Genomic DNA, 14,677 nt, shown 5'->3' on the forward strand with positions numbered 1-14,677 from the left:
TGACGCCCGTGGAACCGCTGACCACCAGCACCTTCGCCCTTCCCGACGCCCTGGCCGCCAAGGCCCACCCGGCGCTGATCGCCGCCGACGAGCAGCACTTCGCGGCCATCACCGCGAGCCTCGCGCAGTCGATCGCCGAGCTCACCGAGCGGCTGGACGCCGAACGCCGCTCCCCCGGCGGCGACGGCCAGGCCGCGCTCGACCGCGACCTGGAGATCCACCGGCTCACCGCCCGGCTGCGCACCCTGCGCCGGTTCGGCCTGGACCTGTGCCTCGGTCGGATCGTCGGCACCGGCGCCGAGCCGGTGTACGTCGGCCGGCTGGGGCTCACCGACAGCTCGGGCCGCCGGCTGCTCGTCGACTGGCGCTCCCCCGCCGCCGAGCCGTTCTTCGCCGCGACCCACGCCCACCCCGAGGGCCTGGTCAGCCGCCGCCGGTACCGCTGGACCCGCGGCCGGATCACCGACTACTGGGACGAGGTGTTCACCCCCGAGGGGCTCGAGGGGCACGCCGCGCTGGACGACCAGTCGGCGTTCATCGCCAGCCTGGGCAGCAACCGGTCGGCGCGGATGCGCGACGTGCTGGGCACCATCCAGGCCGACCAGGACGCGATCATCCGCGCGGGCTCCCCCGGCGCCCTCGTCGTCGACGGCGGCCCGGGCACCGGGAAGACGGTCGTCGCCTTGCACCGGACCGCCTACCTGCTCTACGCCGATCCGCGCGTCGGGCACGACCGGGGTGGGGTGCTGTTCGTGGGCCCGCACGAGCCGTACCTGGCCTACGTGTCGGACGTGCTGCCCAGCCTCGGCGAGGAGGGCGTGCGGACGGCGACGCTGCGCGACCTGGTGCCGCAGGGCGCCACCGCAGGCGTCGAGGGCTCCCCGGACGAAGCGCGCCTCAAGGCCTCCGCGCGGGTGGGCGAGGCGATCGAGGCGGCGGTCCGGTTCTACGAGGAGCCGCCGGTCGACCGCTTCGTCGTCGAGACGCCGTGGGGGGACCTGGCCCTGGGCGCCGACGACTGGGCCGAGGCGTTCGAGGCGCCGGACCCCGGCACGCCGCACAACGAGGGCCGCGCGCTGGTGTGGGAGGAACTGCTCACGCTGCTGATCGACCGGATCGACGACGAGGACGCCTCGCCCGACGAGGTGCGGACGGTGCTCGGCCAGAACCGGGAGCTGCGGACGGCGTTCGACCGCGCCTGGCCGCTGGTCGAGGCCACGGACCTCGTCGCCGACCTGTGGTCGGTACCGGCCTACCTGCGCCGGTGCGCGCCGTGGCTGGCACCCGACGAGGTGCGGGCGCTGCAGCGGGCGGACCCGTCCGCGTGGACGCTGTCGGACCTGCCGTGGCTGGATGCGGCGCGGCAGCGGCTGGGTGATCCGGCGGCGGCGCGGCGCACCCAGCAGCAGGCCGCTGTCACCGCCGGGGAACGGGAGCGGATGGCCGGCGTCATCGACTGGCTGATCGCGGCCGATCACGACGGCGAGGGCCTGGCCCAGAGCCTGCGTCACGAGGACCTCCGCGAGGCGCTGGTCGACGAGGCGGCGCTGCCGACCGCCGAGCGCGATCCGCTGGCCGGGCCGTTCGCGCACGTCGTGGTGGACGAGGCGCAGGAGCTGACCGACGCCGAGTGGCAGATGCTGCTGCTCCGGTGCCCCTCGGGGAGCTTCACGATCGTCGGGGACCGGGCACAGGCGCGGCACGGGTTCACCGAGACGTGGGAGGAGCGGCTGGAGCGGGTGGGTGTCCGCGCGGTGCGGCCGTCCTCGCTGACGGTCAACTACCGGACGCCGACGGAAGTCATGGCCGAGGCGGAGCCGGTGATCCGTGCGGTGCTGCCGGACGCGAACGTGCCGACGTCGATCCGGTCGAGCGGGATCCCGGTGCGGCACGGGTCGGTGGCGTCGCGGGACGCGGTGCTCACCGAGTGGCTGGCCGAGCACCCCGACGGCGTCGCCTGCGTGATCGGCGAGCCGACGTTCGCCGCCACCGACCGGGTGCGCTCGCTGACGCCGGTGCTGGCGAAGGGGCTGGAGTTCGACCTGGTCGTGCTGGTGCGGCCGGAGTCGTGGGGCGCGGGCATCGAGGGCGCGGTGGACCGCTACGTCGCGATGACGCGGGCGACCCAGCGCCTCGTCGTCCTCACCTGACGTTCCTGCGGGAACGTCGCACCCCGACGACGACGGCGGCCACGATAAGGAAGCCGCCGATGCCCTGCAGCCCCGGGGAGTCGTCTGCCCCGCCGAGCACCACGGCCAGCACGCCGAGGACGAACAGCGCGACGACCCCGACGGCCGCGAGAAGAGCTCTCATGTCGTCAGTGTTGCCACCCCGGCAAGGAGGCTGGCCGGAACGGCGCTCCAGCGGCGAGAGTGACCCGGTGACCGACGCCGCGCGACCGCCCGCATCCGACACCCCGCCGCTCGACGAGTACGTCGGCGATCCGGCGGTGCGCGCCCAGTGGGACGAGCGCTACGGCGCCGATCCGGACCGGCTGTGGAGCGGCCGCCCCAACGGTGCGCTCGTCGCGGAGGTCGCCGACCTGACGCCGGGGCGGGTGCTCGACGTCGGCTGCGGCGAGGGGGCGGACGCCGTGTGGCTGGCCGGCCGCGGCTGGGACGTCACCGCCCTCGAGGTGTCGGGCGTCGCCCTGGAACGGGCGGCCCGGCACGCGCGGGAGGCCGACGTCGCCGTCCGCTGGGTGCACGCGGGGCTGGCCGAGGCCGCACTCCCCCCGGGCTCGTTCGACCTGGTGTCGGCGCAGTACCCGGCCCTGCTGCGCACCCCTGACGGCTCGGCCGAGCGCGCGCTGCTCGCGGCCGTCGCCCCCGGAGGGGTGCTGCTGCTGGTGCACCACGCGGGGATGGAGACCCACGTGCCGGAGCCGGGCCGGCCCGATCCGGCCGACTACGTCTGGCCCGCCGTGGTCGCCGCCCTGCTCGACGAGAACTGGCAGGTGGAGGTCGACGAGGTGCGCCCGCGCGTCGTGCCCGAGGGCGGCGCCGGCTCGCACCACGCGGACGACATCGTGCTGCGCGCCCGCCGGCTGCGCTGAGCCCCGCGCGCCCCGCGGGCGGCGGGGCGCGGCACGTGTTCGACTGCGGCTGTGGCTCTCGTGGACCGGCTCGACCGTCTGCAGCGCCGTCACCGGGCGGCCGGCTTCCCCATCGCCGTCGTCTACAAGTACGTCGACGACTCCGGCCCGTTCCTGGCCGCGCTGATCACCTACTACGCGTTCGTCTCGCTGTTCCCGCTGCTACTCCTCTCCTCGACGATCCTCGGCACGGTGCTGGCCGGGAACCCGGAGCTGCAGGAGCGGCTGCTCGACTCGGCGCTCAGCCAGCTGCCGGTGGTCGGTGACCAGCTCGGCGAGCCGCAGGGCCTCAGCGGCGGCACCCTCGGCGTCGTCATCGGCATCCTCGGCGCGCTGTACGGCGGGCTCGGCGTCGCACAGGCGGTGCAGCACGCGATGAACACGGCGTGGAACGTGCCGCGCAACAACCGGCCCAACCCGATCCTGGCGCGCGGCCGCAGCCTGGTGCTGCTGGCCACCGCCGGGCTGACGGTCGTGGGGACGACGGCGCTGTCCACGCTGGGCACCGGGAGCGCCGGCTCGCTCGACATGGCCGTCCGGGCGCTGGTGCTCATCGCGTCGGTGCTGATCAACGCCGTCGTCTTCACCTTCGCGTTCCGGCTGGCCACCACCCGGAAGCTGTCCCTGCGCGACGTGCTGCCCGGGGCGCTGCTGGCCGCCGTGTTCTGGCAGCTGCTGCAGACCTTCGGGGTCACCTACGTCGACCGGGTGATGGACAGCGCGAGCGCGGTCAACGGCGTGTTCGCCCTGGTTCTCGGGCTGCTGGCCTTCCTGTACCTGGCGGCGGTCGCGGGCGTGCTGTGCGTGGAGATCAACGTGGTGCGCGTCGACCACCTCTACCCGCGCGCGCTGCTCACCCCGTTCACCGACGCCGTGCAGCTCACGCCCGGCGACCGGCGCAGCTACACCGGCAAGGCGAAGGCCGAGCGGCTGAAGGGCTTCGAGACCGTGCACGTCACGTTCGACCAGCCCGAGCGGAAGGGCGACTCGGCGCCCTGACCGGTCACCGGCCGAAGACGTAGGGCCGCAGCGGGGGCTCCTCGGGGACGTTCGGGGCGTTGCCCGCCGGGTTGGCCGCGTAGGCGACGAGGGCGGCGAAGTCGGTGAGGAACGTCGCCGGGTTCACGCCCGGCTGGAACGGCTGCGCGCAGGTGGTCAGCGGGATCCGGCTCCGGTCGGCGGGTCCGGGGTGGCCCAGGGCGTCCGCGACGATCGCGAAGCCGACGGCGTCGAAGCTGCCGATCGCGAAGTGGTCGGCCAGGTTCGTCGGGCAGACGTCCTGCAGCGCGATGGTGGCGATCCGTCCCTGCCCGGTGCGCAGCGCCGAACTGGGCGCCGGCCCGGCATTGGGGACGACGACCTCGTCCAGCCACGTGTAGGCCACGGTGTAGTCGACCCCGCGGAAGGTCTCGGCGCCGCTGTTGAGGGCACGCAGGAACTGCGACTGCGACGCCTGCTGGTGGAAGGCGGGGTTGCAGCCGGGCAGGCACGCGGCGTCGGCCAGCACCGTCCCATGGTTGGACGGGCTCAGCCCGACGAGGTCGTCGACGACGTCGCGGGTGTCGGGCCAGAAGCGCAGCGCCCAGCGGGGCACCATGCCGCCCTGGCTCCACCCGACGACGTCGACCTCGCGGCCGGACTGGCGGCTCATGGTGCGCAACGCGGAGACGACGTACTCGGCGGCGACCTGGATGTCACCGGTTGCGTCGAACGGGAGGGTGACCGCGCACCACCGGATCCCCATGGCGGTGAACGCCCGCTGGTAGTTCCAGGAGAAGTTGGGCTCGGGCGTGACCGTCGTGCCGGGGACCAGTAGGACCGGGTCCTGGCCGAGCCGCTGCAGCGGGCCGTTGCAGGTGAGTGCGGCGTCGAGCTGCGCCTTCGGCACGCCGAGCGCCGGCCCGGGACGGTCCAGCGGGGCGAACTCACCGGTGGACGAGGGCTTCGCGGCCGGCGTGGCCGCTGCCGCGCCGGGCACCGCCGCCACCATGACGGCTGCGGCGGCTGCCACCAGCCAGGACCGGATGCTGCGCACGGGCACTCCTCGTTCCCGGACGCACTCCGTCGTGCGCCGTCGGGAGATCAACGAGTGCCGCGGCAGGAGGTTGTGCACTCCCCGCCGGGTCACCAGCCCCGCATGTCGACCGGCCAGCAGTCGACGACGTCGTCGCCCTCGACCATCCACATGCGCTCGTGCAGCGCGCAGGTCGGGTCGATGTGCGCGGGTACGAAGCGCACCCGGTCGCCGAGCGCGGGCAGTGGTGCGCCGTCCTTCGGCGAGAAGATCGTGTGCTCGTCCGAGCAGTACCAGACCGCGTGGCCCGGCAGGGTCGGGTTGCCGTGGTCCATGCCGAAGGCCTTGAGGCCGGCGTCCGCCACCGCGTAGCCCTGGCTCGCGTTCACCGAGATGACGGTGGCGAGGACGGTCAGCGACTGCTCGAAGGGGACGTCGTCCTGTGCGGCGTAGGCGGTGTCCATGAGCGCGTACGAGCCGGCCTGCAGCTCGGTGACGACGGCGTTGGTGCGCCAGGTGCCGGTGCCGCCGCCGGAGAGGATGTCGCCGCCGACGTCGGCGTGCGCCTTCTGCAGCAGCGCCATCGCCCCGGCCGTCTTCTCGGCGCGCTCGACCGGGTCGGCGACGAGCATCAGGTGGCCCTCGTAGCCCATGACCCCCCGGACCTCGAGGCCCGCGGCGCGGGCGGCGTCGGCCAGCCGGCCGGCGTCCTGCGGGTCGCAGCCGCAGCGCGGCAGCCCGACGTTGACGTCGATCAGCACCTCGCGGACGCCGCCGGCCACAGCTGCCTGGAGCACCGCGTCGGAGTCGACGGCGACCGTCACCCGGGCGCCGGCCTCGACCACCGCGCCGAGCCGGCGCATGTCGAGCACCTCGTTGGCCAGCAGCAGGTCCTCGCCGAGTCCGGCCGCCGCCATCACCTCGACCTCGCGGATGGTGGCGCAGGTGAAGCCGGTGTGCCCGAGCTCCGCCTGGCGCCGGGCCAACCCGCTTGTCTTGTGCGCCTTGACGTGCGGCCGCAGCCTCCGGCCCGGCCACACCCCGGCCATGGTGGCGAGGTTCCGGTCGAGCGCGCCCTTGTCGACGACGAGGGCAGGTGTGGGGAGTTCGTCGAGCCGCCCCGGGTCCCCACCAGAACTAGTCGACGCTCTCGGAACACTCGGCATGCGGCCGACCCTGTCACGACCGAGCCGCGAGCGGCAGAGCGCGCCCGCTCGCCTGGCTCGCGGTCCGGGGTGATCTGACTGCCACCTTGTACCCGGCAGACGCTGCTGACCGGTCCTCCTACAGGTCCCCGCCAACGAGGGATGCCGACCGCGGTCCGTCCGCAACTGCGGTCACTGCTTGACGAATGTCCCACAGCGCGAGTTGGTGAAGACCTGGCCTGCGGAAAGGGACACGGTGGGGAAGCCGCCGCTTACGATGTCGTTGTCGATGATGTCGGAGCCGTTCGTGCCGCCGGCGGTAATTTCCCAGTAGCACTGCCCGATTACCGCGTCCTTGGTGCGGTACGTGCCCGGCTCGATGTCCCGGCCGACCGTCCACGTGCCCTGCTCGACGCTGTTTCGAGCGATCTGCTGCTCAGTGGCCGTAACCGCGGCTTCACGATCGGAAACCGCCTTCTCCCGGTCCTCCAGCGCCTGCGCCTGCTCCTCGGCCCGCTCGGCCACATCGAGTGCCTGGTCACGCTCGTCGCTCACGGACTCGAGTTGGTCCTCAGTGAGCCTCAAGTCGGACCGGAGGTCACGGTTGTCCGCTCTCGCGTTCTTGAGGTCCGCCGCGACCTCGGCGTTCTCATTATGCGACTGCGACAGCAGGACGCTGAGTGTCACTACCGCCCCAACCAGCAGGACGAGGACCGTCGCCACGACGATGCGGAGCGGAGTCATCAACGCGCTTATCTTGCTCATCTTCTTCTCCTCGAGTCTTGCGGACGCAGCGGCACAAACCCCAGAGGTTCACGATGGAGGCCGCAACCAGCGCCATCACGGCGCTCTTGTTCCAGCCGAAGTCAACGCCGATCTCCACCACTGAGAGCTGCGAGCAGGAGCCGCCTCGGTTTGCGTCGAAGTATTCGCACGTACTGTCACCGAGCTTGGGCAACTCGCCGTCCGACATGGAGCCGATGCGGCAGCCGGCAAAGTCGCAGGAGTTCCCGTGGCGCGTCACCAGTTTCGATACGCGGCGTCTTCGGTGCCATGGGTCACCACTCCTGCGAGTGAAGTACGTGCCGAGCAGGCGCTCGTGCGCGTCGACCGCCGACTACTCATAAGCGCACCGGGGGCACCCGGGAACCTGGGTCGACGGTGAGCATTCGAACTTGCCCCTAGGCATCACACGAGCGATGACCCAAGCACCGTCCTGCGATCGGGCTCCATACCCCGCCGGCCGCTTTGCCTCAGGCCAGCATCAACGGAACGACCTGGTCCCACCCCCTCCGGGGTCTGCCGATAGATGTCTTGACCGACCTGCACTAGGTCCGGACAGGTGAGTTCTACAGCGGTGAGCAAAGCGAGTGGTGCACGAGGTGGCCGACGCCCTGACGCTGTCGGCTAACCGGAACCCGAGGACCCCGCCTTACCCGATTGCGCCCCTGAGTGAGAACTGGCGGCGCAACTCGCCCCGGACGGCACTACTGATGGGCAACTCCTGAGTCGAGAACACTGGGCAAAAACAGGAACTGTAGTAAAGATTGCACCACCGTCGTCGAACTACAGTTCAACACCCCACTACAACGCAACCCTGGAGCACACTTTGTTGATCGTCTTGCGCAGGATCGGGGCAGCAATCCTCGCCGCCGCGGCCATCGCCATCTGGTTCCTCATGGCCCCCAGTGAGCCACAGGAGCCGGAAGTGCAGACTCAGGAGCAGGTCACTGACCGCGACCGAGAGATCGCTAATGCACTAACGGACTACGAACTCAACGAAGGGCGAACTCAAGGGGCTCCCCAGCAAACAGTCGTCAACGGCTGGGTAGCCAAGGACCTGCTAGCCATCATTGCCGAGCAGCAGAACGAGGCGCTGACTCGCGACGAGGTCCCGCCGCCTGCCCCTCTGATCGTGTCGGACGACGAGCGAATCCCGGCACTCATTGGACTGCTCGTCGTTGGACTCGCCCTGGCCATGGCGACTTCGCCGCGAACGTCCGTATCTCGCGACTCCAGCGCCCCTAGCGAGGCGATCGGGGAGAGGCCTCTTGCTCAGCCGGCCTGACACGACGAAACGTGTATGTCATGACGTCGATCACCTCAGACACTGAGTCCCGCCAGTCCATGATGGGCGGAGCTCAGCGTCCATCTTCGGCCCGCTGGCCATGGTCCCCAGCGCTCCCGGCGCTCATCGGCCGCTTGCTCACCCGACCCCTGCAGCATCGACCTGGGAAGTCAGGCTGAGCCGCAGGCCACGGAACGGGAGGCGTGATGCGCGAGGAGAGCGAGGAGCCGGACCTGCGGTGGCGCACCGCGGACGCCGCGGACCTGCCGTTCATCCAGGTGGCCGAGCTGGACTACATCCGCGCCCACGAGCCGGACCAGGAAGCGGCCTGGCTCGCGGTCGTGGACCGCAACCGGCAGCTCTGGGCCGAGAACCTGGAGCGGACCACCGTGGCCGAGGTGGGTGGGACGCCGGTCGGCTACGGGATGTGGGCCGTCCTGGAGGGGGTCGCCACCGTCGTCACCCTCCACGTGGCACCCGCGCACCGGCGCTCCGGGCTGGGCCGCCGGCTGCTGGACACGGTGGGCGACGACGCCCGACGGAGCGGCCACGACGTCCTCGCGCTGGGCGTCCACCGGGAGAACCCGGCCCGGCACCTCTACGAGTCGGCCGGCTTCACGCTCACCGGCGAGGACGGCGACTACCTGCTGTTCCGCCGCGACCTGGACGGCTGACCCGCGGCGGGAACGCTCCCGCGGGAGCGCCGACCGGTCAGCCGGCGTCGGCCGCCCGTTGCGCGAGCCACTCGGGCAGGGGTGCCGACGCCCGCGGGAACCGGCGCAGCTCCTCGACGTAGTCCTCGGCCGCGATCGGCTCCCCCGCCGGCTCGAGGTTGTAGTTGAAGCCCGGGAGGAGCTGCCCGGCCGCCCGGTCGGCGGTGAACTCGAGCTCGAGCCAGGTGCCGCGCTCGGGAGTCCACATCAGCTGCTTGAGCTCCTCCACCGCGGCGCGCACGTCCTCCGGCGCGCCCTGGAGATCGACGGAGCCATCCGGGGTGGTGGCGGTGAAGAGGTCCCGGCGCCGGTCGCCGATCAGCGTCGCGGCGTAGCGCAGGTGGGTCCACTCCTCCGGTGCGGCGTCGACGAGCCCGCCCGCGATCTCCCGCACGACGGTCGTCTGGTCCCGGGCGGGGACGCTGTCGGCGACCTGCCAGGCGACGGTCACCCCGTCCGGGGCGAGCACGTGACCGGCGGCCGTGAGGACGTCGAGGATCGACTTCGGCGGTTCGGCGACCGTGTACAGCAGGACGACGGCCGGCTCGTCCCCCTCGCGCTCGGCGATCTGGCGGGTCTTCAGCGCGTAGATGTAGGCGTTCAGCTTGGACCGCAGCTCCTCGGCGAGCGCCGTTGTGCTGTCGGGCGTGTAGGGCCGGTCCTCGGTGAGGAGGAGGGTCAGCAAGCCGTCGGAGGCCCGGGCGATGGAGTCGATCGTCTGCGCGTCGCGAACAGCCACGGCGTCATCCTCCCAGCGCCGTCGGGACAGGGCAGCGGCCCCGACGCGCCAGGCGGAGCTGGCCTCGGTTGCGGGTCGCGGTTCGGGCGTTGCTCGGCGAGCGCGGAACTTCCGGGTTCCGGCATGATCGCGAGATGTCAGATGGGCGAGAGACGTCGCTGCCGCTGCCGAAATTCGTGGAGTGGTCGATCTTCCCGTTCGAGGGTGATCTCCGGGTGCGGCAGCCCAAGCCGCTGTACCCGACGGATCGCCCACGCACCGGGGAGCCGGGTGGGGGCCCCTGTCCCGCGTGTGCGGCTGCCGATGACGAGTACATCTGGGTCGACAAGCACTGGCGGGTCAGCGCAGCCAGACCGTCCGGGGTGCCGGTGCAGCTGTTCCTCGAGACCCGCGAGCACCTCGACATGGACGACCTCGACGACGAGCTGGCCGGCGAACTGGGGCAGATGACTGTCCGGCTGGACCGGGCGATCCAGGCCATCGGTGGCATCGGCCGGGTCCACGTCGCTCGCTGGGGCGACGGTGGCTCGCACTTCCACATGTGGTTCTACGGCCGCCCCCGCGGCGCCGGGCAGATGCTCGGCTTCTGCCTGCCGATGTGGGCGCAGATCCTGCCGCCGACGCCGGATGAGCTGTGGCAGGCCAACATGGCGGTGGTCGCCACCGAGCTCGCCAAGGTGAGCGGCACGGCGATCGCCAGCCCTTAGGCGAGGGATGCTCAGCCGTCGACGTAGCGGTCGCGCACGACGACGAACTGGCCGGTCGCGGTGTTGGCGTCGACGAACTCCGGCAGCAGCGGGATCCGCACCGTCACCGTCACGCACACCGAGAACCGCTCCCCCGGGAGCAGCGTCGGGAGGTACGTGCCGGCCGCGTCGCAGTCCGAGCCGGACGGCGCGTACTCCACCCGCACGTCGGTCGCGTCCACGCCCTGGTCCTCGACCGCCAGCTCCGCGGCCCGCAGCGCGCGCTCCTGGCCGGTTCCCCAGTCCGGCGCCGTCCCCAATGCCCGGCCGGCCTCCCGCGCCGCCGCGTTCGCCGCGAACACGCCGCGCTGCACCGCCGAGAACCCGGCCACGATGTAGACGAGCGGCACCAGCGCCACGAGCGCGATGAACACGAACTCCACCAGCGCCGAGCCGCGCTCGCCCTCGATCTGCCCCAGCCGGGCGCGCAGCCACCTCATGCGCCCTCCTTCACCGCGCGGCCGGTGACCTCCAGCGGCAGCAGGTCGCCCAGCGCCGACAGCAGCGAGGGCACCGCACCCGTGCACCGAACGACGACCAGCGTCATCCCGCTCGGATCCGCCTCCTCGCCCGACGTGCAGGACAGGCCCGCGGCGGTCCGGGTGTTGGTCGCCCGGCCCACCACCTCCAGCGTGCGGGCCGCGCCCAGGGCGGAGTCGACGTCGGCGTTGGCCGCGAACCGGGCACCCTCCTGGGCGCTCGCCGTCACCACGTTCCGGACGTGCGCGTAGACCGCCACCTGCAGGATCGCCAGCAGCAGCGCCACGATCAGCATCGAGACCAGCACGAAGTCGACGACGGCGCTCCCCCGCTCGCCGTCGTCGTCAGCGGAGCTCTGCTCAGCCACTGCTCGTGACGGAGGTGAGCGCGTTGGTCACCGCGTCGACGATGGCCGTCCGGAACGGCACGAGGATGGCCAGCACCAGCGCCGCCGTCATCACGGTGATCATCACCCAGCCCGGCACGTCACCCCGCTCCAGATCCTCGGCGTCGAGCCGCGCGGTCAGGGCAGCGAGGGCCGCCGTCAGGAATGCGAACGGGCGCATGGCGCGTCCTTTCTCCGTGTCCACCGGCGTCATTGCGCCAGCGAGACGATGCTGATCAGCCCCGGGAACAGGGCGAAGAGGACAGTCACCGGCAGCACGAGGAAGACGACCGGCACCATCATGGCGATCTCCTTCCGGCCGCCGGCCTCGAGCAGGCGGCGCTTGCCGGCCTCCCGCACGTCGGCCGCCTGGGCACGCAGCACCTCGGCCAGCGGGGTGCCGCGCTCGATCGCCACCAGCAGCCCGTCGATGAAGCGCGCCAGCGGATCCAGCGACGTCCGGTCGGCTACCTGCTGCAGCGCCTCGGTCAGCGGGATCCCGGCGCGCGCCCGGCCCAGAGCGCTGCCGAGCTCGCGCGCCAGCTCACCGCCGGACAGCCGGGTGACCCGCGCGATCGCGGCGGTCGGGCTCTCCCCCGCCGTCACCGCCAGCGCGAGCAGCTCCGCGACGACCGGGAACTCCGCGAGCAGCAGTTCCTCGCGCCGGTTCACCTGCTGGGTGAGCCACCAGTCGCGGCCGAGCACCCCGCCGACCAGGCCGGCCACGCAGAACAGCCCAGCGCTGAGCACGTTCAGGCTTCCGGCGGCCGCAGAGCCGACCCCGGAGACGACGACGCCGCCGAGCAGCCCCAGCCCGCCCCACACCACCTGCTCGACGCGGAAGTCCTCGACGGTCATGTCGCCGGCGAGTGCGTCCAGCCGCCGGCGCACGGCGGCCCGGCCGCCGACGAAGCGGTCCACCAACCGGGCGCCGTCCCCGATCACCGGGCCGAACACCCGCCGGACGGCGACCAGCAGACCCGGCTCGGTCGGGGTGCCCAGCAGCCGGGACGGCGGAGGGGTGTCGTGCACGTAGGGCGCGAGCCGGTCGACCAACCGCACCGCGCGGAACGGCGGCGCGTACCGCACCGCCAGGATCAGCCCGCCGGCCGCGACCAGCCCGAGCAGCATCCCCGTCAGACCCGGGCTCACTGGAGCACCCGCACGTCCTGCGGCAACCGCCCGATCCGCAGCATCAACCGGTAGGCGACGAGGCAGACCGCGCCGCCGCCGACCAGGATCGCGGTTCCCAGCGGGGTGTCGTAGGCCGACAGCGTCGTGGACTGGGTGGCCAGGAGGAGCAGCACGACCCACGGCGCGGCCACCGCGAGGCGCGCGGCGGAGACCACCCAGCCCTGGCGGGTCTCCAGCTCGGCACGGGCGCGGGCGTCCTCGCGCAGGAAGGTGGCCAGCGTGCGCAGCACCCGGCCGAGGTCGGTGCCGCCCACCTCGCGCGCCACCCGCAGCGTCTCGACGATCCGGTCGCCCACCGGGTCGGCCAGCTCGGCCTTGAGCCGGTCGAGCCCCGGGCCGAACCGGCCGGTGGAGCGGTAGTCGGCGGCGAACCGGGCGAACGGCGGCCGCAGCACCTCCGGCCCGCGGGTGCTCAGCGCCGACAGCGCCTCCGGCAGCGACATCCCGGCCCGCACCGCCGACGAGAGGTTGTCGACGACCTCCGGCCACACCTCGCGCAGGTCGGCCTGCCGCTTGGCGGCGAGCCGGCGCACCTGCGCGTAGGGCAGCGCGAAGCCGAACAGCCCGAACGCCAGGCTGACCGTCACGGTGCCGGTGGTCAGCAGGACGACGACGAGCACGACCAGGCCCAGCCCGATCTGCAGCGCGAGCAGCTGCGCGGGGTTGATCCCGGTCAGCCCGGCCGCGCCGATCAGTTCGTGTGTGCGCCCCGGCCGCTTCGGGGTCGCCGGCCGTTGCGGCGCCCGCGAACCGCTGTGCCAGATCAGCAGCAGTCCGAGCCCGAACAGCAGCCCGATCAGTGCCCCCGACTCCGTCATGCCAGCAGCTCGGCGAGGTCGAGCCCGCGGCCGGCGAACCGGTCGGGGTGCGGCGGATAGCCGTCGGCCCGCACCAGCCGCCCGTCCCGGGTGGTGAAGACGTCTGCGGTCTCGATGACGCCGCCCTCGGCCCGGCCGGGCAGCGCCACGATCTCGCGCACCCGCCGCTGCCCCGACGGGTCGGTGCCCACGTGCACGACCAGGTCGACGCTGGACGCGACGGTGGGCACGACGAACGCCGTCCCGATGTTCTCGCCGGCCAGCAACGGCAGCGTGCACATCTTCACCACGGCCTCGCGGGCGCTGTTGGCGTGCAGGGTGCACATGCCGGGCAAGCCGCTGTTCAGCGCGATCAGCAGGTCCAGGCACTCCTCCTGCCGCACCTCGCCGACGACGATCCGCGAGGGCCGCATCCGCAGCGCCTCCTTGACCAGCCGGCGCAGCGGGATCTCCCCGGCGCCCTCGAGGTTGGGCTGGCGGGTCTGCATCGAGACGACGTCGGGCAGCGGCACCCGCAGCTCGAACACCTCTTCGCACGTGATCACCCGCTCCTGCGCCGGGATCGCCGCGCACAGGCAGTTCAGCAGCGTCGTCTTGCCGGCCTGCGTGCCACCCGAGACCAGCACGTTGAGCCCGGCCGAGACCGCCGCCTCGAGGAACCGGGCCGCCTGGACCGTGATCGTGCCGAGGGCGATGAGCTCGTCCAGCGAGTGCGCCTGGAGCACGAACTTCCGGATGTTGATCGCCATGTGGCGGCGGGTGATGTCCGGGATGACGACGTGCAGCCGGGAGCCGTCGGGCATCGTCGCGTCCACGAACGGTGTCGACATGTCGATCCGTCGACCCGAGGTGCGCAGCATCCGCTCGACCAGGTCGGCCAGCTCTCCCGGCGCCAGGATCGTCGTGGTCAGCTCCGACCGGCCGCGGCGGGCGATGAACACCCGGCCCGGCTCGTTGACCCAGATCTCCTCGACCTCGGGGTCGTCGAGCCAGCGCTGCAGCGGCCCGAACCCGGCCACCCGGTCCAGCACGTCCCGGACCACGGACTCGACGTCGCCGATCGGCGGCAGCGCCGAGGTCAGCGACCGCTCGGAATAGTCGGCGACGACGTCGCGCACCAGCAGCCGCACCGGGCCCGGGTCGGTGAACGGGTCCAGCCCGCGGCGGCGGATGAGCTCACGGACCTCGCCGTCCACCACGTCCAGAGCGCTCGCCACGGGCGGACTGTAGGAGAACCGACCAGTCCGAGGAGACGCTCCGCAACCAACCTGTGGACGACGG

17 protein-coding genes are annotated in these 14,677 nt (G+C 72.4%); 6 read left to right on the forward strand and 11 right to left on the reverse strand.

The window, feature by feature from the left end:
* Positions 1-8 precede the first annotated feature (8 nt).
* Entirely contained in the window at positions 9-2,150 is a 2,142-nt protein-coding gene (gene helR / locus CRP29_RS01820; protein WP_097193350.1) for an RNA polymerase recycling motor ATPase HelR, read from the forward strand.
* On the opposite strand, the gene CRP29_RS22540 is transcribed toward helR, so the two are convergent.
* Positions 2,143-2,313, reverse strand: a complete 171-nt coding sequence (locus tag CRP29_RS22540; RefSeq protein ID WP_176522790.1) for a hypothetical protein — start codon at positions 2,311-2,313, stop codon at positions 2,143-2,145. The two genes, helR and CRP29_RS22540, sit on opposite strands and share 8 nt — an antisense overlap.
* 67 nt (positions 2,314-2,380) lie before the next feature.
* On the opposite strand from CRP29_RS22540, the gene CRP29_RS01825 reads away from it, so the two are divergent.
* Both CRP29_RS01825 and CRP29_RS01830 read left to right on the forward strand, forming a co-directional pair.
* Entirely contained in the window at positions 2,381-3,055 is a 675-nt protein-coding gene (locus CRP29_RS01825; protein WP_097193351.1) for a class I SAM-dependent methyltransferase, read from the forward strand.
* A 51-nt stretch (positions 3,056-3,106) separates the two neighbouring features.
* The gene (locus CRP29_RS01830) at positions 3,107-4,093 is read left to right on the forward strand and encodes a YihY/virulence factor BrkB family protein (protein ID WP_097193352.1); all 987 of its coding nucleotides are present in this window, start codon (positions 3,107-3,109) and stop codon (positions 4,091-4,093) included.
* Positions 4,094-4,097: 4 nt separating this feature from the next.
* On the opposite strand, the gene CRP29_RS01835 is transcribed toward CRP29_RS01830, so the two are convergent.
* The 3 genes from CRP29_RS01835 to CRP29_RS01845 form a co-directional block, all read right to left on the reverse strand.
* Positions 4,098-5,129 (reverse strand): lipase family alpha/beta hydrolase, encoded by a 1,032-nt coding sequence (locus CRP29_RS01835; RefSeq protein ID WP_097193353.1) that lies wholly within the window; start codon positions 5,127-5,129, stop codon positions 4,098-4,100.
* Positions 5,130-5,218: 89 nt separating this feature from the next.
* On the reverse strand, positions 5,219-6,274 hold the full coding sequence (locus CRP29_RS01840; protein WP_097193354.1) for an alanine racemase: 1,056 nt from the start codon (positions 6,272-6,274) through the stop codon (positions 5,219-5,221).
* A gap of 171 nt (positions 6,275-6,445) precedes the next feature.
* Positions 6,446-7,018 (reverse strand): Rv1352/Rv1906c domain-containing protein, encoded by a 573-nt coding sequence (locus CRP29_RS01845; protein WP_097193355.1) that lies wholly within the window; start codon positions 7,016-7,018, stop codon positions 6,446-6,448.
* An 844-nt stretch (positions 7,019-7,862) separates the two neighbouring features.
* Between CRP29_RS01845 and CRP29_RS01855 the strand changes: the two genes are divergently transcribed.
* Positions 7,863-8,321, forward strand: coding sequence for a hypothetical protein (locus CRP29_RS01855; protein ID WP_097193357.1), 459 nt, complete (start codon positions 7,863-7,865; stop codon positions 8,319-8,321).
* 206 nt (positions 8,322-8,527) lie between these two features.
* Positions 8,528-8,995, forward strand: a complete 468-nt coding sequence (locus tag CRP29_RS01860; protein WP_141437025.1) for a GNAT family N-acetyltransferase — start codon at positions 8,528-8,530, stop codon at positions 8,993-8,995.
* Between the two features lie 37 nt (positions 8,996-9,032).
* Here CRP29_RS01860 and CRP29_RS01865 read toward each other — a convergent pair whose 3' ends face one another.
* The gene (locus CRP29_RS01865) at positions 9,033-9,773 is read right to left on the reverse strand and encodes a DUF6572 domain-containing protein (RefSeq protein ID WP_097193359.1); all 741 of its coding nucleotides are present in this window, start codon (positions 9,771-9,773) and stop codon (positions 9,033-9,035) included.
* Positions 9,774-9,907: 134 nt separating this feature from the next.
* On the opposite strand from CRP29_RS01865, the gene CRP29_RS01870 reads away from it, so the two are divergent.
* The gene (locus CRP29_RS01870; protein WP_141437026.1) at positions 9,908-10,480 is read left to right on the forward strand and encodes a hypothetical protein; all 573 of its coding nucleotides are present in this window, start codon (positions 9,908-9,910) and stop codon (positions 10,478-10,480) included.
* Positions 10,481-10,491: 11 nt separating this feature from the next.
* On the opposite strand, the gene CRP29_RS01875 is transcribed toward CRP29_RS01870, so the two are convergent.
* The 6 genes from CRP29_RS01875 to CRP29_RS01900 are packed head-to-tail and all read right to left on the reverse strand — an operon-like array spanning position 10,492 to position 14,613.
* On the reverse strand, positions 10,492-10,959 hold the full coding sequence (locus CRP29_RS01875) for a hypothetical protein (RefSeq protein ID WP_097193361.1): 468 nt from the start codon (positions 10,957-10,959) through the stop codon (positions 10,492-10,494).
* Positions 10,956-11,366: a TadE/TadG family type IV pilus assembly protein gene (locus CRP29_RS01880; protein WP_097193362.1), complete on the reverse strand. Its 411-nt coding sequence runs from the start codon at positions 11,364-11,366 to the stop codon at positions 10,956-10,958. Before CRP29_RS01880 ends, CRP29_RS01875 begins: the two co-directional genes overlap by 4 nt.
* Positions 11,359-11,565 carry a hypothetical protein gene (locus CRP29_RS01885; RefSeq protein WP_097193363.1) on the reverse strand — a complete coding sequence of 69 codons (207 nt, stop codon included), beginning with the start codon at positions 11,563-11,565 and terminating at the stop codon, positions 11,359-11,361. The genes CRP29_RS01880 and CRP29_RS01885 overlap by 8 nt, the downstream gene beginning before the upstream one ends.
* A 29-nt stretch (positions 11,566-11,594) precedes the next feature.
* Entirely contained in the window at positions 11,595-12,536 is a 942-nt protein-coding gene (locus CRP29_RS01890; protein WP_097193364.1) for a type II secretion system F family protein, read from the reverse strand.
* A complete protein-coding gene (locus tag CRP29_RS01895) occupies positions 12,533-13,396 on the reverse strand; it encodes a type II secretion system F family protein (RefSeq protein WP_097193365.1) in 864 nt (287 codons plus the stop codon). Before CRP29_RS01895 ends, CRP29_RS01890 begins: the two co-directional genes overlap by 4 nt.
* Positions 13,393-14,613, reverse strand: coding sequence for a TadA family conjugal transfer-associated ATPase (locus CRP29_RS01900; protein WP_245852301.1), 1,221 nt, complete (start codon positions 14,611-14,613; stop codon positions 13,393-13,395). Before CRP29_RS01900 ends, CRP29_RS01895 begins: the two co-directional genes overlap by 4 nt.
* Positions 14,614-14,677: the final 64 nt, after the last annotated feature.

It is taken from the genome of Blastococcus aggregatus (assembly GCF_900221005.1).
Classification (GTDB): Bacteria; Actinomycetota; Actinomycetes; order Mycobacteriales; family Geodermatophilaceae; genus Blastococcus; species Blastococcus aggregatus.

What these genes read in the sequence shown, in the direction of transcription:
- CRP29_RS22540 (WP_176522790.1), bottom strand. Translation starts at nt 2,313, where the DNA reads ATGAGAGCTCTTCTCGCGGCCGTCGGGGTCGTCGCGCTGTTCGTCCTC.
- CRP29_RS01840 (WP_097193354.1), bottom strand. Translation starts at nt 6,274, where the DNA reads ATGCCGAGTGTTCCGAGAGCGTCGACTAGTTCTGGTGGGGACCCGGGG.
- CRP29_RS01875 (WP_097193361.1), bottom strand. Translation starts at nt 10,959, where the DNA reads ATGAGGTGGCTGCGCGCCCGGCTGGGGCAGATCGAGGGCGAGCGCGGC.
- CRP29_RS01895 (WP_097193365.1), bottom strand. Translation starts at nt 13,396, where the DNA reads ATGACGGAGTCGGGGGCACTGATCGGGCTGCTGTTCGGGCTCGGACTG.
- CRP29_RS01860 (WP_141437025.1), top strand. Translation starts at nt 8,528, where the DNA reads ATGCGCGAGGAGAGCGAGGAGCCGGACCTGCGGTGGCGCACCGCGGAC.
- CRP29_RS01885 (WP_097193363.1), bottom strand. Translation starts at nt 11,565, where the DNA reads ATGCGCCCGTTCGCATTCCTGACGGCGGCCCTCGCTGCCCTGACCGCG.
- CRP29_RS01845 (WP_097193355.1), bottom strand. Translation starts at nt 7,018, where the DNA reads ATGAGCAAGATAAGCGCGTTGATGACTCCGCTCCGCATCGTCGTGGCG.
- CRP29_RS01870 (WP_141437026.1), top strand. Translation starts at nt 9,908, where the DNA reads ATGTCAGATGGGCGAGAGACGTCGCTGCCGCTGCCGAAATTCGTGGAG.